The following is a 24,904-nucleotide window of genomic DNA, read 5'->3' on the forward strand; positions in this document are numbered from 1 at the left end:
GGCCCGAGGGCCTCCGGCCGGCCGTACCGGCCCCTGGCCCCGGTACGGCCGGCCCGAGGGCCTCCGGCCGGCCCGCACGGAGCACGCACCGGACTCTGCTCCGCCACGGGCAGACACTGCCAGGACAGCCCTTAGGGTCGGACTCATGAGCGATCACACGGTGCTGCATGTGAAGGGGCGGGTGCTGACCGGACCCGAGGACGTCAGGGACGAGCTGTGGGTGGTCGGCGGGCGGATCACCTACGAGCGCCCGGCGGGCGAAACGCTCACGGTGCGGGGCTGGGTCCTGCCGGGCCTGGTGGACGCCCACTGCCATGTGGGGCTCGGCGCGGAGGGCGCTGTCGACGCCGGCACCACGGAGAAGCAGGCGCTCACCGAGCGGGCGATCGGAGCGCTGCTGCTCCGGGACGCCGGGTCGCCGTCCGACACCCGCTGGATCGACGACCGCGCCGACCTCCCGAAGATCATCCGAGCCGGCCGGCACATTGCCCGCACCCGCCGCTACATCCGTAACTTCGCCCATGAGATCGAGCCGGGGGATCTGGTCGCCTATGTCGCCCAGGAGGCCCGCCGCGGGGACGGCTGGGTCAAACTCGTCGGCGACTGGATCGACCGGGACGCCGGCGATCTGGCGGCCTGCTGGCCGCGCGGCGAGGTGGAGGCAGCCATCGCGGAGGCGCACCGGCTCGGGGCCCGGGTCACCGCCCACTGCTTCGCCGAGGACTCGCTGCGCGATCTCGTGGAAGCCGGCATCGACTGCATCGAACACGCCACGGGCCTGACCGAGGAGACCATCCCGCTCTTCGCCGAGCGAGGCGTCGCGATCGTCCCCACGCTGGTCAACATCGCGACCTTCCCGAAGCTCGCCGCGGGCGGCGAGTCCCGGTTCCCCCGCTGGTCGGCGCATATGCGGCGGCTGTACGACAGCCGTTACGACACCGTGCGCTCGGCGTACGACGCGGGCATCCCGGTCTTCGCCGGCACCGATGCCGGCGGCTCGCTGCCGCACGGTCTGGTCGCGGCCGAGGTGGCCGAGCTGGTGAAGGCGGGGATCCCGGCCGTGGACGCCCTCTCGGCGGCCTGCTGGGGGGCGCGGGAGTGGTTGGGGCGGTCCTCGCTCGCGGAGGGGGCGGCCGCGGACTTCGTGGTGTACGCGGCGGATCCCCGGCTGGACGTGACGGTACTGGCGCGGCCGCACCGGGTGGTGCTCAACGGGCGGGTGGTCGACTGACCCCGCAGCGCTGGTTCCGACAGCCCGTGGGCCCCGCAGCCCGGTAGCCCGTCCGCCCGTCGGGTTCCGGGCGCCCCGGGTCCGACATCCCGCCCGGTCCCGCGGCTGCCGCCCCTGCACCGGGTTGACCGGGCGTTACGGGATGCCCTCACCGCTCGTTGGTGTGGGTTCCGCTCCGCCTGGGGTCACCGGCGCACCACCTCGGGCCGCCACAGCGGCACCGCAGAGGCACACATGTTCCTTTTTATTCGAAAAGAAGCGCGGAAACGCCACTTTGGAGTGAACTCACGTCGGGTTGCCGCCCGTTCACTCTCGGTGCGTAAAGATTTCGGTGTCCCGATCGCCCGGGTGCCCACGAAGTCCCCGTGAGCGCGCCCCCGGCGACGTCATGTCTCTTGTGGGGGTTCCACCGCCTTGAACAGCAACACCTTCCGTATGCCCGCACGCCGCAGCGCCGCCGCCCTGGTGGTTGCCGCGCTGGCCGCAGGTCCCGCGGCCCTTCTCGCCGCGGCCCCGGCGCAGGCAGCCACCGGCGGTGACGGAAAGGCGAGTGCCGTCGTGCTCCGTACCGGGCTCGATGTCTCGCTGCTCAACAGGACCGTCGATGTACCGCTGGAGGTCGCGCTCAACGAGGTACAGGCCCCGGCGAGCGCCGACAGGACCGCGCTGACCGCGAAGCTGGACGGAGTGGACCACGGTCATCCCTTCAGCCTCCTGCGCGCCGATGTCGCCACCGCGAAGGCCACCGTCGACGCGCACCGGGCCGAGGGGTACGCCAATCTCGCCCATGCCCGGGTTCATGTGCCCGGGCTGCCCCTGCTCTCCCTGATCGAGGCCGAGAAGGTCACATCGAAGGCGGAGTGCGTGGTGGGCAGGCACCCGCACGCCGAGTCGAACGTGCTCGGGCGGGTCACCGTGCTCGGCAAGCGGGTCACCCTCTCCGCCGGTGGCACGACCCGGGTCGAAGTGCCCGGAGTCGGTGAGGTGAGGCTCGATCTCTCGAACACGAGCACCACGTCCCGCACCGCGGCGGCCACCGCCCTGCGACTGCGGGTGTCGGTCAATCCGCTCGAACTGAACGTCGCCGACGTACAGGGCGAGGTCACCCTCGCGCAGGCCACCTGTCAGTCGCCCCAGCCCCCGGCGCGCCACCACGGCGGCGACCGGGCCACCCCGGCACCCGCCGTGCAGGCCCAGGACGCGGCCGACCCGGTGAAGGCGGAGCCGGCGGCCCCCGCGAAACCCGCTGCCGAGCCCAAGGCGAAGGAAAACCTCGCGGAGACCGGCGGCAGCTCCATGACGCCCTACATCGCGGGCGGCGCCCTGGCCCTGGTACTGGCCGGCGGAGGTGCACTCGTGGTCGCGCGCGGTCGCGGTCGCGACAGGGCCTGACACGGGGGGAGGCCGGGCCGCACGGGGGGTGCGGTCCCGGTCCTGCCCGAGCGGACCTGCCGGTCAGCGGCCGACGGCGGTCAGCGCCTGGTCCAGTGCCTGCAGAAAACGGTTGGTGGTCGGCCGGTCGCGGACGGCGAGCCGCAGCCACTCTGTTCCCAGCCCGGGGAAAGTGTCCCCGCGCCGGGCTGCGAACCCGAGACCGCGCAGCCGAGCACGGACCTCGTCGGCGCCTTTCATCCGTATCAGTACGAAGGGCCCCTCGGCCGCCTCCACCGTCCGTATCTCCTCGAACTCCGCGAGACCGGCCAGGAGATGGGCGCGGTCGGCCGCTATGCGCTGCGCCGCCCGGCCGGCCTCGGCGAGGGCCGGGGCCGCCGAGCACACCTCGGCGGCAGCGAGCGCCGGGGTGGAGACCGGCCAGAGCGGCTGCGCCTGTTCCAGCAGCTCGACTGTTCCGGGCTCGGCGAGCACATAGCCGATCCGCAGTCCGGCGAGCCCCCAGGTCTTGGTGAGGCTGCGCAGCACTATCAGACCGGGGATGTCCGTACGGCCCGCCAGCGCCTCACGCTCATCGGGCACCGCGTCCATGAAGGCCTCGTCGACCACCAGTGTCCGTCCGGGGGCGGCGAGCGCCTCGAGACTCCCGGCCGGATGCAGTATCGACGTGGGGTTGGTCGGATTGCCCACCATCACCAGGTCGGCGGCCTCGGGGACCGCCGCGGGGTCGAGCCGGAAGCCGTTGCTCTCCTCCAGGAGCACACGTTCCACCGTGTGCCCGGCGTCGCGCAGCGCCGCCTCGGGTTCGGTGAACTGCGGATGGACGACCACCGGTCTGCGGACCGGCAGGGCACGCGCGATCAGCACGAACGCCTCGGCGGCGCCGGCCGTGAGCAGTACCCGGTCCTCGGGCAGCCCGTGCCGCTCGGCGACCGCGGCCCGTGCCGACCTGCCGTCGGGGTACGCGGCCAGCGAGGAGAGCGAATCGGCGATATGCGCCTTGAGCCAGTCGGGCGGGGTGCCGGCCCGGACATTGACCGCGAGATCGGTGAGGTGGCCCGGGCCGTGATCCCGTACCTCGGAGTCCCCGTGGTGGCGCAGATCGTGTGCGTCAGAGTGTGTGCGCATGGCTGCCATGGTGGTGATGGTGGTACCCCTCGTCCTCACCAGGGAAGTGGGGCTGCCGAGGAAGTTCCACTTTGTGCCCCGGCAGCGGCCGGCCGTCCTGTCGTCCGCGCGCCACCGCGCAGGTGGCCATGGGGGGCCTCCCCGCGGGCGACGACTTCCGCTTGGGCACGATCAGTTCGCCCCCGCCCGCCAGCGCGGAGGCCTCGGCGACGGACGGGGTGCCGACAGCGGCGAGGGCCGCGTCCGACGGGTTCGGCACACGGACCGCGGCGAGTTCGGCCGCGGTGTACGTCAGCAGAGCCACCCCCAGTGCCGCGGCCGCGCCCACGATGCCCGGCTCCGCGGCCCGGGTGTCGACGGTCGCGAGCGCGGTCACGCCGGAGGGCGAGAGCCCGGCTCCGCGCAGCGTTTCCTCGATCAGCCCGAGTACTTCGCCGGTGGCGACGCCCCCGGAAGCCCCGACACCGACGACGAGGGGCGCAGGACGCGCGGTGACAGCATCGGACACGGGGCGGGCCCCTCCCGGCACGGTGGGGGAGCCGGTGTGCGGGACCGGCGTGAGAATCATGCGTGGACGTGCGCGACCGGGGTGCCATGGACTAAGCAGGGGCGCATGGCGGTCCTCGTTGCGCTCGGAGCGTTCCTGATGACGCTGGTCGGCGGCTGGACGGCGCAGCGCGTCACCGACCGGCGCCATCTGGTGCTCGGTCTGGCCGGCGGCCTGATGCTCGGAGTGGTCGGACTCGACCTGCTGCCCGAGGCACTGGCCGCGGCCGGCACCGAGGTCTTCGGAGTGCCCGCCGCACTGCTGCTCTTCGTCGCCGGGTTCCTGGTGGCCCATCTGGTGGAACGGTTGCTGGCGGTGCGCCAGGCGGCGCACGGTGCGTCGGACGAGCGGGTCCCCCAGGTAGGACTGACCGCGGCCGCCGCGATGGTCGGGCACAGCCTGATGGACGGTGTCGCGATCGGCGCCGCCTTCCAGGTGGGCGGCGGCATGGGAGCCGCCGTGGCGATCGCGGTGATCACCCATGATTTCGCGGACGGATTCAACACCTACACACTGACCAGCCTCTACGGCAATGCGCGCCGCAACGCGATCGCCATGCTGGTCGCCGACGCGCTGGCGCCCGTGGTGGGCGCCGCGTCGACGCTGTTGTTCACCCTCCCGGAGCAACCCCTCGGCTGCTATCTCGGCTTCTTCGGCGGCGTCCTGCTCTATCTGGCCGCCGCGGAGATCCTGCCCGAGGCGCACCACGACCACCCGGCGCGCTCCACGCTGCTGTTCACCGTCGCGGGAGTGGCCTTCATCTGGCTCGTTGTCGGCGTGGCGGGCTGACCCGGGCCTCTTCACCCCGCGCACCCGTCCACGAACCGCCGGGCGAGCGCCGGATGCCCCGCCCAGTGCGTGTGCAGGTAGCTCGCGTGCACACCCTGCGAGACGAACCCCTCGAGACGGCGCTCCGGCCGGTGCATGCCCCAGGCAGCGGTCTCCCCGGCGCCGGGCTCCAGTACCGTCCGGTGGAACTCGTGCCCCCGCAGCCGGGTACCGGCCAGGGCGAGCGAGCTGTCGGACACGGCGACCGCGTCCCGGTAGCCGAGGGTCAGCCGCTCCGACATCCGTGCCTCGGCGTCCAGTACGCCGCACATCGGCTGCCCGTCGAGCGAGCGCGAGAGGTAGAGCAGGCCGGCGCACTCGGCTGCGATGGGCGCTCCGGAGTACGCGAGCTCGGCAACGGCCTTGCGCAGGGGCTCGTTGGCGGACAGCCCGGGGGCGTACACCTCGGGGAAGCCCCCGCCGATGACCAGACCGCCGGTGCCCTCGGGCAGTTGCTCGTCGTGCAGCGGGTCGAAGGTGACGACTTCGGCGCCGGCCGCGGTCAGGAGCTCGGTGTGCTCGGCGTACGAGAAGGTGAAGGCGGGCCCGCCGGCGACGGCGACGACGGGGCGAGCACCGCGGGGCGCGCCTTCCGTGCCGGTGCCGCTCAGCCGTCCGGGCGGCGAAACGCCCGTCCGGACGGGCAGCTCCGCCACGGCGACGTGCGGATCCCAGGCATCCCCGTCCAGGGCCGGAGCACTGCGCGCCAGAGCCAGCAGGGCCTCCAGATCACACCCGGCCCGCACCTGTGCGGCCAGCGCGCGTACCGAATCGACCGCCTCCGGCCGGCGCTCGGCGACCGGCACCAGACCGAGATGCCGGGCCGGTGTCCGCACCTGCGGCGCCCGCCGCAGAACGCCGAGCACCGGCACCCCGGACTCGTCCAGCGCCTCCCGCAGCATCGTCTCGTGGCGATCGGACGCCACCTTGTTGAGGATCACCCCGCCGATCCGCACCGCCGGATCCCAGGAGGCGAACCCGTGCACGAGCGCGGCCACCGAACGTGACTGGGACGAGGCGTCGACCACCAGCACCACGGGTGCCCGCAGCAGTTTGGCGACCTGCGCCGTGGAAGCCAGCTCGCCCTGGCCGGCCGCCCCGTCGAACAGCCCCATGACGCCCTCGATCACCGCCAGATCGCAGCCGGCCGCACCGTGCGCGAAGAGCGGTGCGATGAGCTCCGTACCGCACATGTACGCGTCGAGATTGCGCCCCGGCCTGCCGGTGGCCAGTGCGTGGTAGCCGGGGTCTATGTAGTCGGGTCCCACCTTGTGCGGGGACACCGCGAGCCCCCGTTCGGCGAAGGCGGCCATCAGACCCGTGACCACGGTGGTCTTGCCGCTCCCCGAAGCCGGCGCCGCGACGACGAGCCGAGCTACCACTCGATGCCCCTCTGGCCCTTCTGACCGGCGTCCATCGGATGCTTGACCTTGGTCATCTCGGTCACCAGATCCGCGAAGCCGAGCAGTTCCTCCGGGGCGTTGCGGCCGGTGATGACCACATGCTGGGTGCCGGGGCGGTCCCGCAGCACGGCGATCACCTCGTCGGTGTCCACCCACCCCCAGTGCATGGGGTAGGCGAACTCGTCCAGCACGTACAGCCGGTACGTCTCCGCGGCGAGGTCGCGCTTGACCTGCTCCCAGCCTTCCCTGGCCGCCTCCTCGCTGGACTCGATGTCCCGCTGCACCCAGGACCAGCCCTCGCCCATCTTGTGCCAGGCGACGGTCCCGCCCTCGCCGCTCTCGCCGAGCACCCGCAGGGCCCGCTCCTCACCGACCTTCCACTTCGCCGACTTGACGAACTGGAACACCCCGATGGGCCATCCCTGGTTCCATCCGCGCAGCGCGAGCCCGAAGGCGGCCGTCGACTTGCCCTTCCCGGGGCCGGTGTGCACCAGGGTCAGCGGCCGGTTGCGGCGCTGGCGTGTGGTGAGCCCGTCGTCGGGCACGGTGGTCGGCTGTCCCTGCGGCATCAGGCCGCCCTCCTCGAAGTGGTCCGGGCACCGGTCCCGGATCCGGTCGACACGTCCTTCACAAGCCCTGCGATGCTCTCGGCGCGCAAGTCGTCCAACGTGACCGCGGTGCCGCCGAGATGGCGCGCCAGGTCACCGGCGAGCCCCAGCCGTACCGGCCCCGACTCGCAGTCCACGACGATGGACGCGATGCCTTCGGCCTCGTGCAGCCTGGCAGCCCGGGCGGCCAGCGCGACCGGCTCCGGCCCGCCGGTGGCGCGCCCGTCCGTGACGACGACCAGCAGCGGGCGGCGGGAGGGATCCCGCATCCGCTCGATCCGCAGAACGTCATGGGCCTTCAACAACCCGGCGCCCACCGGGGTCCGCCCTCCGGTGGGCAGTTGCTCGAGCCGGGCCGCCGCCGCGTCGACGGATGAGGTGGGCGGCAGGGCGACCTCCGCGTCCTTGCCGCGGAAGGTCACCAGACCCACCTTGTCGCGCCGCTGGTACGCGTCGAGCAGCAGCGAGAGCACCGCACCCTTCACCGCGCTCATCCGCTGACGCGCGGCCATCGATCCGGACGCGTCGACCACGAACAGCACCAGATTGCCCTCGCGCCCCTCCCTGGAGGCCTGCCGCAGATCGTCCCTGCGGACCACCAGACCGGTACCGGACCTGCCGCGGGCCCGCTGATGCGGCGCGGCGGCCTGCACCGTCGCCGCCAGATGCAGCTTGGTGAGCGCCCCTCGGGGCCTGGTGGCCCCGGTGGTCCTGCCGTGCTCGGTACGCGCCCGGGAGCGGCGTCCGGCCGCGCCCTCCCCGAGCCCGGGCACGCTCATCATCTTCGTCCTGAACGGCTCGGCCGCCCTGGCGGCCGGCTGCTCTCCGCCCCGGCTGCCCGGCGGATCTGCCGTCTCCCCGGAACCGGCGGGGCTTTCGGAGCCGCCGGAGCCTTCGGAGTTGTCCGAGTGCCGGCCCGGGTCGCCGGACTCGGGCGTGTCGCCGGCACCGCCGTCGCTCTCCGGCGGCGTGCCGGGCCCGTCCTGCGGAGGACTTCCGCCCCCATCGGGCCCGCCGGGGTCGGGATCGTCGTCGCTGTCCCCTCCGAACTCCCTGAGCGTGTCGTCGAGCTTGTCCTCGTCGAGTCCCGGCGCGTCGAACGGGTTCCGCCTGCGCCGGTGCGGCAGCGCGAGCAGCGCGGCCTGCCGTACGTCGTCCGCTGTGACGTCGCTGCGCCCCGCCCAGGCGGCCAGTGCGCTCGCGGTACGGGCCATCACGATGTCGGCCCGCATACCGTCCACCTCGAAGGCCGCGCAGGTCGCCGCGATCTGCAGCAGCGCGGGGTCGCCGAGACGGACGGCCGGCAGCAGCGCCCGTGCCGCCTCGATGCGCTCGCGCAACGCGCCTTCCTCCTCGGCCCACTTGGCGGCGAAGGCCGCGGGGTCGTCGTCGTACGCCAGACGCCGCCTGACCACCTCGACCCGCTGTTCGGGCTCCCGCGATGCGGCGACCTCCACGGTCAGTCCGAAGCGGTCCAGCAACTGCGGCCGCAGCTCACCCTCTTCCGGGTTCATGGTTCCGACCAGCAGGAAGCGGGCGGCGTGGCGTACCGACACACCCTCGCGCTCGACGTACGAAGCCCCCATGGCGGCCGCGTCGAGCAGCAGGTCCACCAGGTGGTCGTGCAGCAGATTGACCTCGTCGACGTAGAGGATCCCGCGGTGTGCGTCCGCGAGCAGCCCCGGCTCGAAGGCCTTCACCCCCTCGGCGAGCGCCCGTTCGATGTCCAGGGCTCCGACCAGCCGGTCCTCGGAGGCCCCGACGGGCAGTTCGACCATGCGCGCGTCCCGCGACACGCCCGCAGCCTCGTCCGCAGCACTGTGCGGCCCGTCGGGACACGCCGGGTCGGGGGCCACCGGATCGCAGGAGAAGCGACAGCCCGCGACGACGGCGACATCGGGCAGCAGGGCCGAAAGGGCCCGGACGGCTGTCGACTTGGCGGTGCCCTTCTCTCCTCGGACCAGTACACCGCCCACGGCGGGGGACACCGCGTTGAGCAGCAGCCCGAGCCGCAGGTCGTCCATCCCGACTATCGCGGTGAACGGATAGGGGGTGGTCATGAGGGGATCACTCCTTCTGGGGGACGGACGGACGGGCGGACGGCGGCAGACTGCCGGCCGGTGCGCGGCAGCGGCGGGGTGCCATTCAGCGGGGCGCTCATGGCGCTCCGGGTGCGATGAAGGGAAGTCCTGCCGGGGCGCCCGACTCGATGAGGGCGAGCAGCCCTTCGGTGTCGGCGTGCTCCTCGATGAGGTCGCCCAGACGGTCCAGCTGGTTCTCGCGGAGCATCCCGAAGCTGGTGTCCGGGGCCGGTACGAAGCGACGCCCCGCAGCCCGGGCCACTTCCCGCAGGAAGGCGCGCCGGAAGCCGTCGCTCTCCAGTGAGCCGTGCCAGTGCGTGCCCCAGACAGAACCGGTGCGGCAGCCGTCCAGGAAGGTTTGGCCGCCCAGCACTTCGGCGACACCGTGATGGATCTCGTAGCCCTCGACGCGCTCGCCCAGGGCCTCGCCGACGGGCCTGGCGAGCGTCTTCTCCGCGGCGAACCTGACGCGTACCGGAAGCAGCCCGAGGGCGTCCACGGCTCCGGCCCGCGACTCGATCTCGTCCTCGATGTGCTCACCGAGGAGCTGGAAGCCACCGCAGATCCCCAGGACCGGGCGACCCTCGGCGGCACGCCGGGCCAGCGCGTCGGCAAGTCCGCGCCGGCGCAGCCACTCCAGTGCGCGCACGGTGCCACGGGTCCCCGGCACGATCACCAGGTCCGCGTCGACCAGTTCTTCGGCCCGGTCCACGAAACGCACCACGACACCGGGCTCGGCCGCCAGGGCGTCCACATCGGTGAAGTTCGACATCAGCGGTACGGCGCAGACCGCGACCCGCAGCACGTCCTCCCCGTACGGAGGGGCGACCGCGGACTCGCGCACGGCGCCCCGCATCGACACGTGCAGCCCGTCCTCCTCGTCGATGCCGAGACCGTGCGTGAACGGCAGTACGCCGTAGGTGCGCCGCCCGGTGAGCCCGTGCAGCATGTCGAGTCCCGGTTCGAGCAGTGACGCGTCGCCGCGGAACTTGTTGACGATGTACCCGGCGACCAGTGCCTGGTCCTCGGCGCTGAGCAGCGCCGTGGTGCCGAAGAACGAGGCGAACACACCACCGCGGTCGATGTCGCCCACCACCACCACGGGGAACCGCGCCGCCCGCGCTATGCCCATGTTGACGATGTCCGTACGGCGCAGATTGATCTCGGCAGGACTGCCGGCTCCCTCACAGATCACGGCGTCATATGTGCCCCGGAGCTGAGCCAGACAGTCCGTGACAGTCCCCAGCAGTGCTTCCTGACGCCCCTGGTACCGCGCCGGCCCACCGGACGGCCCCTGCGGCACGCCGAAGAATCCGCGCGCACTCATCTCGCCCACCGGCCTGCCCAGCAGCACCACTTGGCTCGACTTGTCACTGCCCGGTTTGAGCAGAACCGGGTTCATCAGCGCCGAAGGTTCCACCCTGGCGGCCTGCGCCTGCATCGCCTGCGCCCGCCCGATCTCCGCGCCCTCGCGTGTCACGAAGGAATTCAGCGACATGTTCTGTGCCTTGAACGGTGCGACCTTCACCCCGCGGCGCACCAGCCACCGGCAGATGCCCGCGGTCACCACACTCTTCCCGGCATCCGAAGTGGTTCCGGCGACCAGCAGTCCGCCACTCATCCGCGCACCTTTCTCACCACAAGGGCCGCCGCGAGTGCGAGCAGTCCCACCCGGCGCGACAGCCGCACCGCTCGGTCGATGTCGCCCACTGCGACGGGCCTGCCGCCGCCGTTGAGCACCGCCCGGTGCTCGATCCGGCCGCTGTACGCGAGTGTGCCGCCGAGCCGGACGCCCAGCGCCCCCGCGAACGAGGCCTCCACCGGGCCCGCGTTGGGGCTCGGATGCCCGCCCGCGTCCTCGCGCCAGGCGCGTGCCGCCGCCCGCGGGTCGCCTCCGGCGAGCACCGCGAGCACGGCGGTCAGCCGGGCCCCCGGCCAGCCGGCCAGATCGTCGAGCCGCGCCGAGGCCCAGCCGTACCGCAGGTACCGGGGCGACTTGTGTCCGACCATGGCGTCGAGGGTGTTCACCGCACGGAAACCGGCCAGCCCGGGCACCCCGCACAGGGCACCCCAGACGAGTGCGCCCACCACGGCGTCCGATGTGTTCTCGGCGACGGACTCCACCACCGCGCGCGCCAGTTGCTGTTCGTCGAGAGCCTGCGGGTCCCGCCCGCACAGATGCGGTAGCCGCTCCCTGGCCGCTTCGATGTCCCCCGCGGCCAGCGCCTCGCCGATCGCGCGCGCTTCCCGCCCCAGTGAGGTCCCGCCGATGACCGCCCAGGTGGTGGCGGCGGTCAGCGCGATGCCCGCACCCGGGTTCCCGCGTACGGCCCGCCCGGCAAGCACCGCGGCGCTCACCGCGGCTCCGGCGCAGACCAGGGTGTGCAGTGCCCCCCAGCCCCGGTGGTCGCGCCACAGCCGCCGCTCCACAGCGGCCGCGGCCCGCCCGAAAGCGGCGACGGGGTGTCCGCGGCGCGGGTCCGCGAGGATCAGGTCCCCGACAAGGCCGGCGGTGGCGCCGTACACGAATACACGCTCGGCACGCATGGCGTCAGCAGGCCGATACGCCTCGGCGGACCTTCGCGACGGTGGTACTCGGAGGATCGGGCAGCAGGCAGCCGCGCATGGCGATAGGTCCTCACTCAGGGTGTCCGCGCCCTGGTTCGACGTGTCCGGCGGTGAGAGTTCCTGGCTCCCGGGGGGTGCCCCCCGATGACAGTGGCGGGACCGCGCCGGATTCGCACCGGGCTTCCTCTCCTGCCGCCGTATTGGCCTCGGCAGTCCACCACGCGCCGCGAACAGCCGTCAACTCACCCTTGACCTGCGGCGAGGGACTGTGCTGAGGCCCACAGCGGTCCGCCCCGCGTCCGGCCGTGGAGAGCCGGACGCGGGGCGGACCGCTGTGGGGTACGGGGATCAGGCCACGATCAGATAGATCCCGTAGGCGACGGCCGCCGCGCAGAGCGCGAAACAGAGGTAGGCGCCGGAGCGGGCCGCGACGGCCGGTCGGGAAGCGGTGTGAGCCGCCCCCTCCGGCGCGGATCTGCCGGCGAGAGCCACCACCCCGAGGGTGAACAGGCCCACCAGCCCCACGGTGGACACGAGGCTGACGCCGAAGACGGTGCCGAGAGCTGCCCAGTCGATGTTCATGCTGCGGGTGTCCTTCTGCTTCAGACCGTGGCCGGTCGGGTCGGCTCCGGTGCGGCGCCTCCCGGTGCGGGGATGGTGGTCCAGAGACCTTCGGCGGCCGATCCGGCCGGAGGCGGGGTGACGGCGGCGACAGCGGTGGTCACCACACCGGCCGGCTCGTCGGGGGTGACGCTGTGGACGCCGACGGGCTTACGGCGGGAGAGCGACCAGATGACGCCGGATCCGGCGACGAGCAGCACCGCGACGGCGCCGACCCCCCAGGGGCCACGGCCGGTCAGATACTCGGCGCCCGCGCCGACCAGTGCGGCGGCCGGCAGGGTCAGGCCCCAGGCGATGAACATCCTGGTCGCGGTGGACCAGCGCACGACGCCGCCCTTGCGGCCGACACCCGCGCCCATCACGGCGCCGGAGCAGACCTGGGTGGTGGAGAGCGAGAAGCCGAGGTGGGAGGAGGCCAGGATCACGGTCGCGGCACCGGTCTGGGCGGCGAAGCCCTGCTGCGGCCTGAGCTCGGTGAGGCCCTTGCCCATGGTGCGGATGATGCGCCAGCCGCCCAGGTAGGTGCCGAGAGCAATGGCCGTTCCGGCGGAGACGATGACCCAGAGCGGAGGGTTCGAGCCGGGGGCGATCACATTGCCGGTGACCAGCGCCAGGGTGATGACACCCATGGTCTTCTGCGCGTCGTTGGTTCCGTGCGCGAGGGAGACAAGTCCGGCGGACGCGATCTGTCCGGCGCGGTAGCCCTTGGCCGTGGCCTTCTCGTCCGCACGGCGGCCGACGCGGTACGTCAGCCTGGTGGCGAGCAGGGCAGCGAGACCGGCGACGACCGGCGCGGCCACCGCGGGAAGCAGCACCTTGGTGATGATCACGTCCCCGTTGACCCCGGAGGATCCGACCGACATCAGTGTGGCGCCGATGAGGCCGCCGAAGAGCGCATGGGAGGAACTCGACGGCAGGCCGAGAAGCCAGGTCAGCAGATTCCACAGGATGGCGCCGACGAGCGCCGCGAAGATCACTTCAGTGGTGATGCCCTGTTCGTTGATGATCCCGCCGGAGATCGTCTTTGCGACCTCGACCGACAGGAACGCCCCGACGAGGTTGAGCACGGCGGACATCGCCACCGCGGTCTTTGGTTTGAGAGCACCGGTCGAGATGGTCGTCGCCATCGCGTTGGCCGTGTCGTGGAAACCGTTCGTGAAGTCGAACACGAGAGCGGTAATGATCACGATCCCAAGGAGCAGGGTCAAGTGTTCCATTTACCTGGGCAATCGCTCGAGGTCATTGACGCACCGAACGTAGGCAACCTGAGTGAACGGAAGATGAACTGAGGCGGGCGCTGTGGTGACTCTGTCCGGTCGGCGCGGTTCCGGTTCCGGTCACCGGCACCCGGTGCGCAGCGGAGTCTGCCGCGTGCCGTGTGGCGCTGTGGGCGGGCCTGGCATCATCGCCGGATGACCGACCGCGACAGCACACCGACCGCAATCGCCCGGGCCTGGCACGACCTGGTCGCCACCGCCCGCAGATCGGCGGCGGAGGGCCTGGTCGTCGGCACATCGGGGAACGTGTCGGTACGCACCGGTGATCTGGTGCTCGTCACCCCCAGCGGGGTCCCCTACGACAGGCTCGGCCCCGAGGACACCGTCGCGGTGGACCTGGAGGGCCGCCAGGTGGCCGGCGAGCTGAAACCGACCAGTGAACTGCCGCTGCACCTGGCGGTCTACCGGCACACCGGGGCGTCCGCCGTGGTCCACACCCACGCCGTGCACGCGACGGCTGTCTCCACTCTGGTCCCTGAGCTGCCGGTCATCCACTACATGACCGCGGCGCTCGGCGGCCCGGTACGGGTCGCTCCCTACGCGCTGTACGGAACGGACGAGCTGGCCCGGAACATGCTCGCGGCGCTGGAGGGCCGCACCGGCTGTCTCCTGCGCAACCACGGCACGGTGACCGTCGGCGGTTCCCTCGACCAGGCCTACGACCGCACGGCCCAGCTGGAGTGGATGTGCAGGCTCTGGCTCACCGCGAGCTCGGTTCCCGGCCGGACCCCCTCGCTGCTCTCCGCCGCCGAACTGGCCGAGGTGGGCGAGAAGCTCCGGGGTTACGGACAGGGGTAGCGGGGCGGCCGCCGACGACCCCCTCCCGGAGGCCCGGGGTACCCGGGGCCGGCCCTTTTGCTGCCGCCCACTGGCCCTCGCGCCCGGGTGAGCCGACACTGGGACAGTGCGCCCGGCTATAGCGACGGCAACGGCCGTCACCTCCCTGATCGGTGTCGGCGCGGCTGCGGTCGCCGCCGGCCGGTACGCCGGCGACGTCGCTCTCAAGACGTCGCACGGCCGGCCGCTGCCCACCGAGCCCCGCCTCTCGGTCCACGCCACGGCACCCGGCCGCATCACTCTGACCCGCTGCCTGGCATCACTGCGCCCCGGTACCTACGGCCTCGAGGGTTTCGGGGTGCATGCCGTCGTCGGCCCCGTGCTCGACCAGGAACCGCACACCGCGGACACGGTCGTACGCCGCCTCGAACGGATCACCCACGGTTCGCCCGAGCCCGGCGACAAGGTGCGGCTGACCCCGCAGGTGTATCCCGGCGACCCCCGCTCGGCGCTCGGGATCGACTTCACCGATGTGGACATCGCCGGTGAACTCGGTTCGTGCCCTGCCTGGTTCGTGCCGGGGCCCCGCCCCACCTGGATCATCACGGTGCACGGCCTGGGTACCACCCGGGAACATCCGATGAATGTGCTGGAACTGCTGCATCAGCAGCAGTTCCCGGTGCTCGACATCACCTACCGCGGGGACGCCGGCGCCCCGGCGGCCCCCGACGGTCTCGGGCACCTCGGCGAATCGGAGTGGCGCGATCTGGACGCGGCCATCCGCTACGCCGTACGCCACGGGGCCGAGCGCGTCATCCTGCACGGCTGGTCCACCGGAGCGTCCATGGCGCTGCACGCGGCGGCGGCATCGGCGCTGCGCGACCGTATCAGCGGCCTGGTGCTCGACTCGCCCGTCCTCGACTGGGAGGCCACCCTGCGTGCCCTGGCATCGGCCCGCCGGACCCCCGCCGCTCTGCTGCCGCTCGCGGTCCGGGCCGTCCAGGGGCGGACGGGGCTGAACGGCGACCGGCTGCACGCCGCGTCGGCGCCCTCGGCGCTGCGTGTTCCCACGCTGATCTTCCACGGTCCCGGCGACCGGCTGGCGTCCTGGCAGCGCTCGCGTGAACTGGCGTCAGCGCGACCGGAGTTGGTCATTCTGCACGAGGTCGGCGATGCTCCGCACGCAGCCATGTGGAACGCGAATCCGACCGACTACGAGGAAGCCCTCCGACGTTTCCTGACGCCCTTGATGTGACACGCCCCGCGGCACCGGTGAGCCGGCGGGGGTGTCGCGCGGGTGCTCCGGGGCCGCGCCGGGGACGCCGGGGCCGGTCCCGCGATGTGCGACGGGGGGTTCCGTTTGGGCTTTCGGCCCGTCAGAGGCAAGACTGCTCCCCGTGACGTCCCGTACTCCGCGCGACTCCAGGCTCCGACTCGTCCGCCCCCGACCTCTCGTCACGGCCCGCCGTGTCGTGACCGGCGGGCCGATCCGACCCACCCCGCGCCCGCCGGAGGGCACCCCGCCCGCCGCGGAACTGGCCCGTCAGGCCAGGGCGGTCCTCGCCGACGCCGTACGGATCGCACGCTGGGCCGCGGAGGCCCGGCCGGTACAGGCAGGGGCCCTGGTCCCGCAGGCGGCCGAACAGGCCGTGCGCGCACTGGCGTTGACGCCGGAGCAGGTACGCGCGGGCTGGGACCGTGCCCGGCTCGCCGGGCTCGTCGAGCTGCACGGCGACACCGCACGCCCCGGCTGGCGGCTGCGTGCCTGGGACCGGGACGACACCGCGGTGCTGCGCGGCTGGGTCGCGCTCTTCGATGCCTGGCCGATCATTCATCCGGCCGCCGACGACGTCGCCGCCTCCGCGGTGGCCGAGGTCGTCGAGGCCGTACCGCAGGTGCTGTCCCTGCTCCAGCTCTCCGCCGGGCCGGTCACTGTGCCCGCCCTGCTCGATCTGCTGGAGCAGCGGGTGGCCGAGTTGCACGAGGAACGCTGCGAGGTGCCGTACGGCCCGCAACAGCAGCCGGCGTCCCCGGCCCCGCTCCCGGCCCTGCTGGACTGGGCCCTGCGGGGCCTGGCGGCGGTCGGCGCGCTGACGCTGGGGCGGGGCCAGGCGACTCTCACCCCGCTGGGCAACTGGGCGGTCTGGGTCAAGCTGGAACAGATCTGCGTCGCGGCCCAGAGTCCGGCGGGCAACATCGAGCAGTCGGCCGGCGCCATGCTCCGCGGCTGCGCCGGGCTGACTCCTGGGCCGGCGCGCGCCGAGTACCGCGCCTGGCTGGCCGCTCGCACCGTCGGCAGCGCGGTCACCGAACTCCTCGGTGTCGCACGGGGTGAGGACGCGCTGTTGCGCGGCCTCGCGTTCGAGGCCCTCCGGGTGGTCGGAGCACCGGCCGAGGCGGCTCTGCGGGCCGCCGCCCATGAGGTGCCGCTGCGCCCCTATGTGGTGCTCTGGCTGGCGGAGTACGAGGGTGCGGACCCCGACGACGCCCACGACGCTCTCACCCGTGCGGAGGCGACCTGGCTCTGGGTGGACACAGCGGCCGCCGTCGCCGATCACGGCGATGGCCCGCTGCTGGTGCGCCACCTGGAATCGGCAGTACAGGGCACGGTCCCCGCGCTGCTGGAAGAGGTACAGGCGGTGGGGCACCCGCGCACCGTGCAGGTACTGGTCGCCCTCGCCGCGGCGCATCCGGACCCCGCCCTGGCCAAGGCCGTCCGCAGGGCGGCCTTTCAGGTGCACACCGGGGGAGTCTGACCCGGGGGCAGCGGCGGCCGGCCTAGGCGGAGGCCCCCGGCGCATAGGTTCCGAAGGTCCAGATGTTCCCCTCGGCATCGCGGGCCATGTAGTCGCGTGACCCGTAGTCCTGGTCGGTCGGCGGCATCAGGATCTCCACCCCGTGTTCCACCGCCCGCCGGTGATGGGCGTCGGTGTCCTGGACCACGACATAGATGCCGGTGGGGCCGCCGCCCGCCATCGCCCTGGCGAAGATGCCCTCCCTGCCCCTGGAACCCAGCATCACCATGCCGTCGCCGTAGGCCAGCTCGGCGTGCATCACCTGACCGTTCTCGTCCTCGTAGACGGCCTGCTCACTGAAGCCGAACGCCTCAGTGAGCAGCCGGATGGCCGCTTTCGCGTCGTCGTAGAGAATCGCCGGACTGATGGTGGCGGCCATGCCGATCACCCTTCCACTCGACTGCTGGGCCGGACCGGTCCTGCCGGGGAGCGGCCGTTGCGGCCCGCCGTTCGCCCGACCGGTTCCAGTCTGGCACCGGGCGCCCCGGTGAGCCCTGCCGTGACACGGCTCACCGGGGGAGGACCCGGGAGGACGGCCGCGGCGGCAAATCGCTTGCGCGGCACCGTTAGACTGAGTCCCATGGCATTTCTCCTTGTGCATTAGCCGGCGTCGAAGAGTCCCCTCCGCCCGCCCTTCCGCCGTCCATACCGCCCTGGAGTTTTTCCGTGATCACCGCTTCCGGCATCGAGCTGCGTGCCGGCGCCCGCATCCTCATCGAGTCCGCCTCCTTCCGCATCGCCAAGGGCGACCGCATCGGGCTGGTCGGCCGCAACGGTGCCGGCAAGACCACGCTCACCAAGTGCCTCGCGGGTGAGGGCGTCCCCGCCGGGGGCACCATCACCCGTTCCGGCGAGGTCGGCTACCTCCCGCAGGACCCCCGCACCGGTGACCTGGACGTACTCGCGAGCGACCGCATCCTCTCCGCCCGCGACCTCGACTCCGTCCTGCGCAAGATGCGGGAGAACGAGGAGCGGATGGCGAACGGACAGGGCGCCACCCGCGAGAAGGCGATGAAGAAATACGAGCGCCTGGAGACGGAGTTCCTCACCAAGGGCGGTTACGCCGCCGAGGCCGAGGCCGCCACCATCGCCGCCGCGCTCGGCCTGCCCGACCGTGTCCTCGGCCAGCCGCTGCACACCCTCTCCGGCGGGCAGCGCCGCCGGGTGGAGCTCGCCAGGATCCTCTTCTCGGACGCCGACACCCTGCTCCTCGACGAGCCCACGAACCACCTCGACGCCGACTCGATCGCCTGGCTGCGCGAGTACCTCAAGACCTACCGCGGCGGCTTCATCGTGATCTCGCACGATGTCGAGCTGGTCGAGACAGTCGTCAACAAGGTCTTCTACCTGGACGCCAACCGCACCCAGATCGATGTGTACAACATGGGCTGGAAGCTCTACCAGCAGCAGCGCGAGGCCGACGAGAAGCGCCGCAAGCGCGAGCGCCAGAACGCCGAGAAGAAGGCCGCGTCGCTCAACTCGCAGGCCGACAAGATGCGGGCCAAGGCCACCAAGACCGTCGCCGCGCAGAACATGGCCAAGCGGGCCGACCGGCTGCTCGCCGGGCTCGAGGCCGTACGCGTCTCCGACAAGGTCGCCAAGCTCCGCTTCCCCGACCCCGCACCCTGCGGCAAGACCCCGCTGATGGCGGAGGGGCTGTCCAAGTCGTACGGCTCTCTCGAGATCTTCACCGATGTGGATCTCGCGATCGACAAGGGTTCACGTGTCGTCATCCTGGGCCTCAACGGTGCGGGCAAGACGACCCTGCTGCGGCTGCTGGCCGGGGCCGAGAAGCCGGACACCGGCTCGGTGCTCGAGGGACACGGTCTGAAGATGGGCTACTACGCCCAGGAGCACGAGACACTCGACCCCAAGCGCACGGTGCTGGAGAACATGCGCTCGTCCGCGCCGGACCTCGATCTGGTCCAGGTCCGCAAGACGCTCGGTTCGTTCCTCTTCTCCGGTGACGATGTCGACAAGCCCGCCGGGGTGCTCTCCGGTGGCGAGAAGACCCGCCTGGCGCTGGCGACACTGGTCGTCTCGTCGGCGAACGTGCTGCTCCTCGACGAGCCCACCAACAACCTCGACCCGGCGAGCCGCGAGGAGATCCTCGGCGCGCTGCGCACCTACAAGGGCGCGGTCATCCTGGTCACCCACGACGAGGGCGCGGTCCACGCGCTGGAGCCGGAGCGGATCATTCTGCTGCCGGACGGTGTCGAGGACCTCTGGGGCCCGGACTACGCGGATCTCGTCGCGCTCGCCTGATCCACTTCGGATAGATCATTCGGCCTACGGGTGATCCATCATCTGAGTGAGTCGCTCTCGTACTCCGGCGTGTCATGCACCGGCTCTCCGGCCCCGTGGTCGCCGACGAGCCGGTGTTGTCAGTAGGCCGTCCTACCCACGCTGACCAGGCGTTTTCGGTCCGGAGCAGGGTCGGCTGACGGGCCAGGGGATCCGGAACATCGAAATCCGGCCCCGATAGTGACCCTGGACACACACATCCCCGTGCCAACGGACCTTGCCGAATGGGTGGCCAGGAAGCCGGGTAGGGGTGATCATGAGAGTCCAGAGCGCACTTCCTTGAGGAGGCACGGGTGGCCGAGACTCTGAAGAAGGGCAGCCGGGTAACCGGCGCCGCGCGCGACAAGCTCGCGGCAGACCTGAAGAAGAAATACGACTCCGGTGCGAGCATCCGGGCGCTGGCCGAAGAGACCGGTCGCTCCTACGGATTCGTCCACCGGATGCTCAGTGAGTCCGGAGTGACGCTGCGAGGACGCGGCGGAGCGACACGGGGCAAGAAGGCCGCATCGGCCTGACAGGCCCCTGCTCCGGGGATCACCGGTTCCTGACGGTGACCACCCGGTCGGCCGATGGGCCGGCAGGGTGGTTACTGTGCAGTCACTTAACTGTCTGCACCGAACCGGAGACTCCCATGACCTCGCTCGACTACGTGCTCGACAAGGACGGCGTACGGCTCACCGTCGAGGACGCGGTTGCCACGGTGACCCTGACCAACCCTGACAAGCGCAACGCCCAGTCTCCCGCTCTGTGGCGGGCGTTGACGGAAGCAGGACGGTCGCTGCCGGGTACCGTCCGCGTCGTCGTGCTGCGCGGCGAAGGCAAGTCCTTCTCCGCGGGCCTGGACAGGCAGGCGTTCACGCCTGAGGGCTTCGACGGCGAGCCGTCCTTCCTCGATCTGGCGCGCGGTGAGGACGCCGAGCTCGATGCGGTCATCGCCGAGTACCAGGAGGGGTTCACCTGGTGGCGCCGGCCCGACCTGATCACGATCGCCGCCGTCCAGGGCCATGCGATCGGCGCCGGATTCCAGCTCGCCCTCGCCTGTGACCTGCGGGTTGTCGCCGAGGACGTGCAGTTCGCCATGCGCGAGACCAGTCTCGGGCTCGTCCCCGACCTCACCGGAACACATCCCCTGGTGGGCCTCGTCGGATACGCCCGTGCGCTGGAGATCTGCGCCACCGGCCGCTATGTCCACGCCGACGAGGCGGTGCGCACCGGGCTTGCGAACCTCGCCGTGCCCGCCGCGGAACTCGACAGCGCGGTCTCGGACCTGGCTGCCGCTCTCCTCGCAGCCCCGCGGGACGCGGTGATCGAGACCAAGGCACTGCTGCGCGGCGCGTCGGAGCGTACGTACGAGGACCAGCGGGTGGCCGAGCGGGCGGCACAGGCCCGCCGGCTGCGGGACCTCGCGGGCCTCTCCGACTGAGGGCCCGGCTCCGGCCGCCCTGGTCACACGGAGCGCCGGCCCGGCTACGACACCCGCTGGGCGCGGTGCTTGGCCGCGTGCAGCCGGACCTCGGCGGGAAGCTCGGCCAGGCCCGCCGAATCGCGGGCATGCGCCAGCGCGCCGGTGGTGAGCTCCGCGAGGGTGGCCGTCGGCTGGGCGTGCGCCTCGAGGACCAGTCTCATCCGGGCCTCGGGCGCGGTCCGCCGGCCCCGCAGCGCGGCGCGCGCCCGGTCCACGCCGTGCAGGGACTCCGCCTCGCTCGACAGCACGTTCTCCAGCGCCCGGCCCCTCACCAGCGCCCCCTCTCCGTCACCGCTGTCCACCAGCACCTCGGAGAGACGCGAGCGGTGCAGCTGGGAGAGCAGCCACCACAGGGAGAGCAGGAGGACGATCGCGAGCGCCGCGATGACCACGGGCCACCACCACCCCTCGTCCCGCCATCTGTCCCGGCCCCGCACGCTCAGCAGGACGTCGTGCCGGCCGTCGAAGGGCCACCACGAGGGGACCGGGAGACCGAGCCCCGACGCCAGCACGGCACCGCCGATGGCGAGCAGCACCAGACCCGCCGCGCCCAGCAGTACCCGGTTGACCGACTTCAGCATCGAGCCCTTCACCCCTTCCTGGCAGGACGGCGGACATGCACCGAGAGCCGGGGCGCCGTCGCCAGTCCCAGCTCGGTGATCCCCGCGCGCAGCGCGGTGTCCAGATCGGTCCGTACGTCGTCGAGTTCACGGAAATGCGAGCGGGCCCGCGCGGCGACCCTGGAGCGCTTCATCCGGACCTGCACGGACTGCACGCCTGGTACCTCCATGGCCCGGTCGCGCAGCACCAGAGCGGCGGCGTCCCTTTCGAGTCCGGCCCTGACCTGTGGGTTCTCCCGTCGCATCGGCAGCACCGAGCGCAGCCCCGGGGTGACGGCGAGAACGATCAGCCACAGCCCGACGGCCATCGCGGCTGCCGCGCCCACCTCGATCCAGATGTTGTCCAGCGGACGGGTCGCGAGCTCGTCGGCGAGCACCCGGCGCCAGTGCATCGCGGGGCGCCCGGCACGTACCGACGCGACGTCGTAGAGCAGCAGGCCCGAAGCCCCGACCACCACCAGTGCGAGCAGCGTGGCCGGGGTGCGGCGCGCCGACCAGAAACGCTTCGCGCGTCCGGCGGGGGCCGCCGGACGGTGGCCCGGCGCGGACCCGGACCTGCCGGACTGCGCATCGGGCGCCCGCTCGGCGACCGGCGGGCCCTGAGTGTTCTCGGGTTCGTTCATCGGGCCCTTCCCCGGTCGGCGCGGGCGGTGTGCGCGGAGTGCAGCCGTTCGACCTGAACCGCCACCTCGGGCACCTCCATGCCCGCGAGCGTCTGGACCCGGCGCTTGACCTGTCGGCGTACGGCGGCGCACTGGGCTCCGATGTCGGACGGATAGCCGAGCTCCACACTGATGCGCACCCGCGCCCGCGACTCGTGCACCGTGACGGCGGCGTGCGGGGCGGAGCCGTCACCGGGCACTGCACCGATCGCTTCCCGTGCCGCCTGCGCGGCGATCTTGGACACCACCCGGTCGGCGATCCGGGTCGACCCGCGCTCCGAAGGCGCCACGTGAGCGGTCATCGCCGCCCGCCGCGGTGGTCGCGGCCGCGGAACACGTCTCCGGCTTCGAGGTCACCGTCGAGGAACTTGCCTCCGATGAAGCCGACCGCTCCGAGGGCGGCCACCAGCAGAAATGCTCCGAAGCCGCCGAAGTAGCCGGCGAAGCCAAGCGCCATACCGGCCAACAGGCCGACCACAGCCATACTCATTGAGAGCTCCTAAGCGGAAGGTACCGGTCTACTGAAGGCGGGACTCCGGCTCCTCGTCGTCCTCCTCGTCGGGCAGCTTCACATCGCTGACGGCGATGTTGACCTCGACGACCTCCAGACCCGTCATACGTTCCACCGCCGAGATGACGTTCTCGCGCACATCGCGTGCGACATCCGCGATGGAGACCCCGTAGTCCACGACGATCTCCAGATCGAGCGCGGTCTGGACCTCGCCGACCTCGGCCTTCACCCCGCGCGAGACGGATTTGCCGCTGCCGGGCACCCGGTCCCGCATCGCGCCGAAGGTGCGGGAGATCCCGCTGCCCATCGCGTGGACGCCGACGACATCGCGGGCAGCGAGGCCGGCGATCTTCTCCACCACTCCGTCGGCGATGGTGGTGCGCCCGCGTGAAGCGGGGCTCCCGCCGCCGCGCTTGCTGATATCGGACCTTCGCGGCTCCTGGCCGGCCGGACGGCTTCCCGAGTCGTCGGGCGGGTTCTGCTGCGTCATGTCACTCATCGCCATATGTCCCTTTCGAGCGAAAGCGGATTTCATCGCCCACGTTATGTGTGCTTGCCCCGTTCCGCGCCGGGGATACGGCAGGGTGGGTGCATGACGGGCGACGCGAACGACGGGTGGGCACGCGCGGTACGCAGCCGGCTCGGTCTCGGCAGGCTGCTGCCCCTGGGCGGCGCGGCGGACGGTTCATGGATCGCCGAAAAAGCGGCGGCGGCTGTGCTGATGCGGGCGGCGGAGAATGTTCCGGGACTGGTGCTGCATCAGGTGCGGCTGGCCCCTGCCGACCCCGAATTCCACGCCGAGCCACTGGTTCCGTCACCACCGGGCGCGCTGCCGCCGGGTCCGCTGCGCATCGAGGCGGAGGCGGCAGGCCTGGCGGGCGCGGATTCCATCCCGGCCGCCGCGGAGCGGCTGCGCGGCGTGCTGGTGCCGTTCTGCGCGGACCGGATCGGCCTCCTGGTCACTGGGATGGACGTACGGGTGACAGGGCTGCTCGAAGCGGTGCCGTATCGGCCCCGGCCGGTTGCGCCGGACAGGGGAACCACCGCGGTGCGGGGGCCCGCTGCGGAGGCGGCGGCCGCGGTGCCCGGGGTCGCCTCACTCACCGGTGTGCTGGGGGCACCCGTGCACACGGCCGCGGGCCATGTGCGGGTGGAGATCGCGGTGGCGGCGGGCCACCGGGCGCTGAGCGTGGCACTGGCGGTGCGGGCCGCGGTGGCCGGGGCGGCCCAGGGGGAGTCGTCGGTTGGGGTGCTGGTCACCACGGTGGAGCTCCCCTGAGCCCGCCCCCTGACGGGCCCGGGGCGTTCCGCCCGTGCGCTCCTCGGCTCAGAAGCCGTGCCGGAAACCGCCGTCCACCGGCAGCATCACACCCGTCACGTAGGACGCGCCGGGTGACATCAGAAACGCTGCGGCCCGGCCGAACTCATCGGGTGTGCCGTACCGTCCCAGCGGCACCCGTGCCTCGCTCTTCGAGCGTGCGGCCTCGGGGTCGCCGCCCAGGGCGTCGAGTTGCCTCACCCGATCCGTGTCGATACGGCCGGGCAGCAGGCCGACCACCCGGATACCGCGCGGGGCGACCTCGTTGGCGAGCGACTTCGCGAAGCCGGCCAGGCCGGGGCGGAGGCCGTTGGAGATCGTCAAGCCGGGGATGGGCTCATGGACCGAACCGGAGAGCACAAAACCGATGACACCGCCGTCGGAGAGTTCGGCCGCCGCCGCCCGGGCCAGCCGCACCGCGCCGAGGAAGACCGATTCGAAAGCCGTCTGCCACTGGTCGTCGGTGGCGGAGGCCGCGGAGCCGGGGGCCGGGCCGCCGACGCTGATGAGGATGCCGTCGAACCGCCCGAAGTGTTCGCGTGCGGTGGCGATGAGCCGGGCGGCCGTGCCGGGGTCGGCGTTGTCGGCGGCGACACCGAGCACATCGGAGCCGAGCTCCGCCGCGGCCGCCTCGGCGGTCTTCGCGTCCCGTCCGGTGATGACGATCTTCGCTCCGTCGGATGCCAGTTCACGCGCGGAGGCGTGGCCCAGCCCCCTGGTGGCTCCGGTGACGATGTAGACGCGGTCCTTCAGTCCAAGATCCATGGG

At 72.2% G+C, this 24,904-nt stretch carries 25 protein-coding genes, 1 pseudogene and 1 riboswitch; of the genes and pseudogenes, 10 read left to right on the forward strand and 16 right to left on the reverse strand.

The window, feature by feature from the left end; translation table 11 throughout:
- The first annotated feature begins 145 nt into the window (after positions 1 to 145).
- Together OHS16_RS24850 and OHS16_RS24855 are read left to right on the forward strand one after the other, a co-directional pair.
- Positions 146 to 1,231, forward strand: coding sequence for an amidohydrolase family protein (locus OHS16_RS24850; RefSeq protein WP_328539467.1), 1,086 nt, complete (start codon positions 146 to 148; stop codon positions 1,229 to 1,231).
- Positions 1,232 to 1,645: 414 nt separating this feature from the next.
- Positions 1,646 to 2,623, forward strand: coding sequence for an SCO1860 family LAETG-anchored protein (locus tag OHS16_RS24855; RefSeq protein WP_328539468.1), 978 nt, complete (start codon positions 1,646 to 1,648; stop codon positions 2,621 to 2,623).
- 63 nt (positions 2,624 to 2,686) lie between these two features.
- Here the strand turns inward: OHS16_RS24855 and cobC are convergent, their stop codons facing one another.
- On the reverse strand, positions 2,687 to 3,751 hold the full coding sequence (gene cobC / locus OHS16_RS24860; protein WP_328539469.1) for an Rv2231c family pyridoxal phosphate-dependent protein CobC: 1,065 nt from the start codon (positions 3,749 to 3,751) through the stop codon (positions 2,687 to 2,689).
- A gap of 88 nt (positions 3,752 to 3,839) precedes the next feature.
- Positions 3,840 to 4,262 (reverse strand): annotated as a pseudogene (locus OHS16_RS24865) (cobalamin biosynthesis protein); the annotation flags it as partial.
- A gap of 102 nt (positions 4,263 to 4,364) precedes the next feature.
- Between OHS16_RS24865 and OHS16_RS24870 the strand changes: the two are divergent.
- On the forward strand, positions 4,365 to 5,087 hold the full coding sequence (locus tag OHS16_RS24870) for a ZIP family metal transporter (RefSeq protein ID WP_328539470.1): 723 nt from the start codon (positions 4,365 to 4,367) through the stop codon (positions 5,085 to 5,087).
- An 11-nt stretch (positions 5,088 to 5,098) separates the two neighbouring features.
- Here OHS16_RS24870 and OHS16_RS24875 read toward each other — a convergent pair whose 3' ends face one another.
- The 7 genes from OHS16_RS24875 to OHS16_RS24905 form a co-directional block, all read right to left on the reverse strand.
- A complete protein-coding gene (locus OHS16_RS24875) occupies positions 5,099 to 6,508 on the reverse strand; it encodes a cobyrinate a,c-diamide synthase (protein WP_328539471.1) in 1,410 nt (469 codons plus the stop codon).
- The gene (cobO, locus tag OHS16_RS24880) at positions 6,502 to 7,098 is read right to left on the reverse strand and encodes a cob(I)yrinic acid a,c-diamide adenosyltransferase (protein ID WP_328539472.1); all 597 of its coding nucleotides are present in this window, start codon (positions 7,096 to 7,098) and stop codon (positions 6,502 to 6,504) included. The genes OHS16_RS24875 and cobO overlap by 7 nt, the downstream gene beginning before the upstream one ends.
- A complete protein-coding gene (locus tag OHS16_RS24885; RefSeq protein WP_328539473.1) occupies positions 7,098 to 9,197 on the reverse strand; it encodes a putative cobaltochelatase in 2,100 nt (699 codons plus the stop codon). Before OHS16_RS24885 ends, cobO begins: the two co-directional genes overlap by 1 nt.
- 97 nt (positions 9,198 to 9,294) lie before the next feature.
- Positions 9,295 to 10,839: a cobyric acid synthase gene (locus OHS16_RS24890; protein WP_443042692.1), complete on the reverse strand. Its 1,545-nt coding sequence runs from the start codon at positions 10,837 to 10,839 to the stop codon at positions 9,295 to 9,297.
- Positions 10,836 to 11,765, reverse strand: coding sequence for a cobalamin biosynthesis protein (locus tag OHS16_RS24895; protein WP_328539474.1), 930 nt, complete (start codon positions 11,763 to 11,765; stop codon positions 10,836 to 10,838). The genes OHS16_RS24890 and OHS16_RS24895 overlap by 4 nt, the downstream gene beginning before the upstream one ends.
- 115 nt (positions 11,766 to 11,880) lie before the next feature.
- A riboswitch (cobalamin riboswitch) is annotated at positions 11,881 to 12,021 on the reverse strand.
- A 113-nt stretch (positions 12,022 to 12,134) separates the two neighbouring features.
- Positions 12,135 to 12,368, reverse strand: coding sequence for a hypothetical protein (locus OHS16_RS24900; RefSeq protein WP_328539475.1), 234 nt, complete (start codon positions 12,366 to 12,368; stop codon positions 12,135 to 12,137).
- 20 nt (positions 12,369 to 12,388) lie between these two features.
- Positions 12,389 to 13,624: an inorganic phosphate transporter gene (locus OHS16_RS24905; RefSeq protein WP_328539476.1), complete on the reverse strand. Its 1,236-nt coding sequence runs from the start codon at positions 13,622 to 13,624 to the stop codon at positions 12,389 to 12,391.
- A gap of 195 nt (positions 13,625 to 13,819) precedes the next feature.
- Here OHS16_RS24905 and OHS16_RS24910 point away from each other — a divergent pair, with 195 nt between their 5' ends.
- The 3 genes from OHS16_RS24910 to OHS16_RS24920 all read left to right on the forward strand — a co-directional run bounded on the left by OHS16_RS24910 (position 13,820) and on the right by OHS16_RS24920 (position 17,217).
- Positions 13,820 to 14,482: a class II aldolase/adducin family protein gene (locus tag OHS16_RS24910; protein ID WP_328539477.1), complete on the forward strand. Its 663-nt coding sequence runs from the start codon at positions 13,820 to 13,822 to the stop codon at positions 14,480 to 14,482.
- Positions 14,483 to 14,588: 106 nt separating this feature from the next.
- Positions 14,589 to 15,716, forward strand: coding sequence for an alpha/beta hydrolase family protein (locus tag OHS16_RS24915; RefSeq protein WP_328539478.1), 1,128 nt, complete (start codon positions 14,589 to 14,591; stop codon positions 15,714 to 15,716).
- A 142-nt stretch (positions 15,717 to 15,858) separates the two neighbouring features.
- Positions 15,859 to 17,217, forward strand: coding sequence for a hypothetical protein (locus tag OHS16_RS24920; protein WP_328539479.1), 1,359 nt, complete (start codon positions 15,859 to 15,861; stop codon positions 17,215 to 17,217).
- Positions 17,218 to 17,239: 22 nt separating this feature from the next.
- Here OHS16_RS24920 and OHS16_RS24925 read toward each other — a convergent pair whose 3' ends face one another.
- Positions 17,240 to 17,635 carry a VOC family protein gene (locus tag OHS16_RS24925; RefSeq protein WP_328539480.1) on the reverse strand — a complete coding sequence of 132 codons (396 nt, stop codon included), beginning with the start codon at positions 17,633 to 17,635 and terminating at the stop codon, positions 17,240 to 17,242.
- Between the two features lie 287 nt (positions 17,636 to 17,922).
- Here OHS16_RS24925 and OHS16_RS24930 point away from each other — a divergent pair, with 287 nt between their 5' ends.
- The 3 genes from OHS16_RS24930 (at position 17,923) to OHS16_RS24940 (ending at position 20,983) form a co-directional block, all read left to right on the forward strand.
- Positions 17,923 to 19,521, forward strand: coding sequence for an ABC-F family ATP-binding cassette domain-containing protein (locus tag OHS16_RS24930; protein WP_328539481.1), 1,599 nt, complete (start codon positions 17,923 to 17,925; stop codon positions 19,519 to 19,521).
- A gap of 332 nt (positions 19,522 to 19,853) precedes the next feature.
- Positions 19,854 to 20,075 (forward strand): helix-turn-helix domain-containing protein, encoded by a 222-nt coding sequence (locus OHS16_RS24935; protein ID WP_006123601.1) that lies wholly within the window; start codon positions 19,854 to 19,856, stop codon positions 20,073 to 20,075.
- 116 nt (positions 20,076 to 20,191) lie between these two features.
- Entirely contained in the window at positions 20,192 to 20,983 is a 792-nt protein-coding gene (locus OHS16_RS24940; RefSeq protein ID WP_328539482.1) for an enoyl-CoA hydratase/isomerase family protein, read from the forward strand.
- 44 nt (positions 20,984 to 21,027) lie between these two features.
- Here the strand turns inward: OHS16_RS24940 and amaP are convergent, their stop codons facing one another.
- Genes amaP through OHS16_RS24965 form a run of 5 tightly spaced genes read right to left on the reverse strand, consistent with a single transcriptional unit; the run spans position 21,028 to position 23,317 of the window.
- The gene (amaP, locus tag OHS16_RS24945) at positions 21,028 to 21,606 is read right to left on the reverse strand and encodes an alkaline shock response membrane anchor protein AmaP (protein ID WP_328539483.1); all 579 of its coding nucleotides are present in this window, start codon (positions 21,604 to 21,606) and stop codon (positions 21,028 to 21,030) included.
- Positions 21,607 to 21,614: 8 nt separating this feature from the next.
- Positions 21,615 to 22,268 carry a DUF6286 domain-containing protein gene (locus OHS16_RS24950; protein ID WP_328539484.1) on the reverse strand — a complete coding sequence of 218 codons (654 nt, stop codon included), beginning with the start codon at positions 22,266 to 22,268 and terminating at the stop codon, positions 21,615 to 21,617.
- A complete protein-coding gene (locus OHS16_RS24955; protein ID WP_328539485.1) occupies positions 22,265 to 22,609 on the reverse strand; it encodes an Asp23/Gls24 family envelope stress response protein in 345 nt (114 codons plus the stop codon). The genes OHS16_RS24950 and OHS16_RS24955 overlap by 4 nt, the downstream gene beginning before the upstream one ends.
- The gene (locus OHS16_RS24960; protein WP_328539486.1) at positions 22,606 to 22,797 is read right to left on the reverse strand and encodes a hypothetical protein; all 192 of its coding nucleotides are present in this window, start codon (positions 22,795 to 22,797) and stop codon (positions 22,606 to 22,608) included. The genes OHS16_RS24955 and OHS16_RS24960 overlap by 4 nt, the downstream gene beginning before the upstream one ends.
- Positions 22,798 to 22,825: 28 nt before the next feature.
- The gene (locus OHS16_RS24965) at positions 22,826 to 23,317 is read right to left on the reverse strand and encodes an Asp23/Gls24 family envelope stress response protein (protein ID WP_328539487.1); all 492 of its coding nucleotides are present in this window, start codon (positions 23,315 to 23,317) and stop codon (positions 22,826 to 22,828) included.
- 93 nt (positions 23,318 to 23,410) lie between these two features.
- Here OHS16_RS24965 and OHS16_RS24970 point away from each other — a divergent pair, with 93 nt between their 5' ends.
- Positions 23,411 to 24,097, forward strand: coding sequence for a hypothetical protein (locus OHS16_RS24970; RefSeq protein WP_328539488.1), 687 nt, complete (start codon positions 23,411 to 23,413; stop codon positions 24,095 to 24,097).
- Positions 24,098 to 24,145: 48 nt separating this feature from the next.
- Here the strand turns inward: OHS16_RS24970 and OHS16_RS24975 are convergent, their stop codons facing one another.
- Positions 24,146 to 24,901, reverse strand: coding sequence for an SDR family oxidoreductase (locus OHS16_RS24975; RefSeq protein ID WP_328539489.1), 756 nt, complete (start codon positions 24,899 to 24,901; stop codon positions 24,146 to 24,148).
- Positions 24,902 to 24,904 lie beyond the last annotated feature (3 nt).

This window comes from Streptomyces sp. NBC_00344 (genome assembly GCF_036088315.1).
In the GTDB taxonomy this organism is placed as follows: domain Bacteria; phylum Actinomycetota; class Actinomycetes; order Streptomycetales; family Streptomycetaceae; genus Streptomyces.

Coding starts and splice junctions, on each gene's coding strand:
- OHS16_RS24850 (WP_328539467.1), top strand. CDS start 146: ATGAGCGATCACACGGTGCTGCATGTGAAGGGGCGGGTGCTGACCGGA.
- cobC (WP_328539469.1), bottom strand. CDS start 3,751: ATGCGCACACACTCTGACGCACACGATCTGCGCCACCACGGGGACTCC.
- OHS16_RS24870 (WP_328539470.1), top strand. CDS start 4,365: ATGGCGGTCCTCGTTGCGCTCGGAGCGTTCCTGATGACGCTGGTCGGC.
- cobO (WP_328539472.1), bottom strand. CDS start 7,098: ATGCCGCAGGGACAGCCGACCACCGTGCCCGACGACGGGCTCACCACA.
- OHS16_RS24885 (WP_328539473.1), bottom strand. CDS start 9,197: ATGACCACCCCCTATCCGTTCACCGCGATAGTCGGGATGGACGACCTG.
- OHS16_RS24890 (WP_443042692.1), bottom strand. CDS start 10,839: ATGAGTGGCGGACTGCTGGTCGCCGGAACCACTTCGGATGCCGGGAAG.
- OHS16_RS24895 (WP_328539474.1), bottom strand. CDS start 11,765: ATGCGTGCCGAGCGTGTATTCGTGTACGGCGCCACCGCCGGCCTTGTC.
- OHS16_RS24900 (WP_328539475.1), bottom strand. CDS start 12,368: ATGAACATCGACTGGGCAGCTCTCGGCACCGTCTTCGGCGTCAGCCTC.
- OHS16_RS24905 (WP_328539476.1), bottom strand. CDS start 13,624: ATGGAACACTTGACCCTGCTCCTTGGGATCGTGATCATTACCGCTCTC.
- OHS16_RS24910 (WP_328539477.1), top strand. CDS start 13,820: ATGACCGACCGCGACAGCACACCGACCGCAATCGCCCGGGCCTGGCAC.
- OHS16_RS24925 (WP_328539480.1), bottom strand. CDS start 17,635: ATGGCCGCCACCATCAGTCCGGCGATTCTCTACGACGACGCGAAAGCG.
- OHS16_RS24940 (WP_328539482.1), top strand. CDS start 20,192: ATGACCTCGCTCGACTACGTGCTCGACAAGGACGGCGTACGGCTCACC.
- amaP (WP_328539483.1), bottom strand. CDS start 21,606: ATGCTGAAGTCGGTCAACCGGGTACTGCTGGGCGCGGCGGGTCTGGTG.
- OHS16_RS24950 (WP_328539484.1), bottom strand. CDS start 22,268: ATGAACGAACCCGAGAACACTCAGGGCCCGCCGGTCGCCGAGCGGGCG.
- OHS16_RS24955 (WP_328539485.1), bottom strand. CDS start 22,609: ATGACCGCTCACGTGGCGCCTTCGGAGCGCGGGTCGACCCGGATCGCC.
- OHS16_RS24960 (WP_328539486.1), bottom strand. CDS start 22,797: ATGAGTATGGCTGTGGTCGGCCTGTTGGCCGGTATGGCGCTTGGCTTC.
- OHS16_RS24965 (WP_328539487.1), bottom strand. CDS start 23,317: ATGAGTGACATGACGCAGCAGAACCCGCCCGACGACTCGGGAAGCCGT.
- OHS16_RS24970 (WP_328539488.1), top strand. CDS start 23,411: ATGACGGGCGACGCGAACGACGGGTGGGCACGCGCGGTACGCAGCCGG.
- OHS16_RS24975 (WP_328539489.1), bottom strand. CDS start 24,901: ATGGATCTTGGACTGAAGGACCGCGTCTACATCGTCACCGGAGCCACC.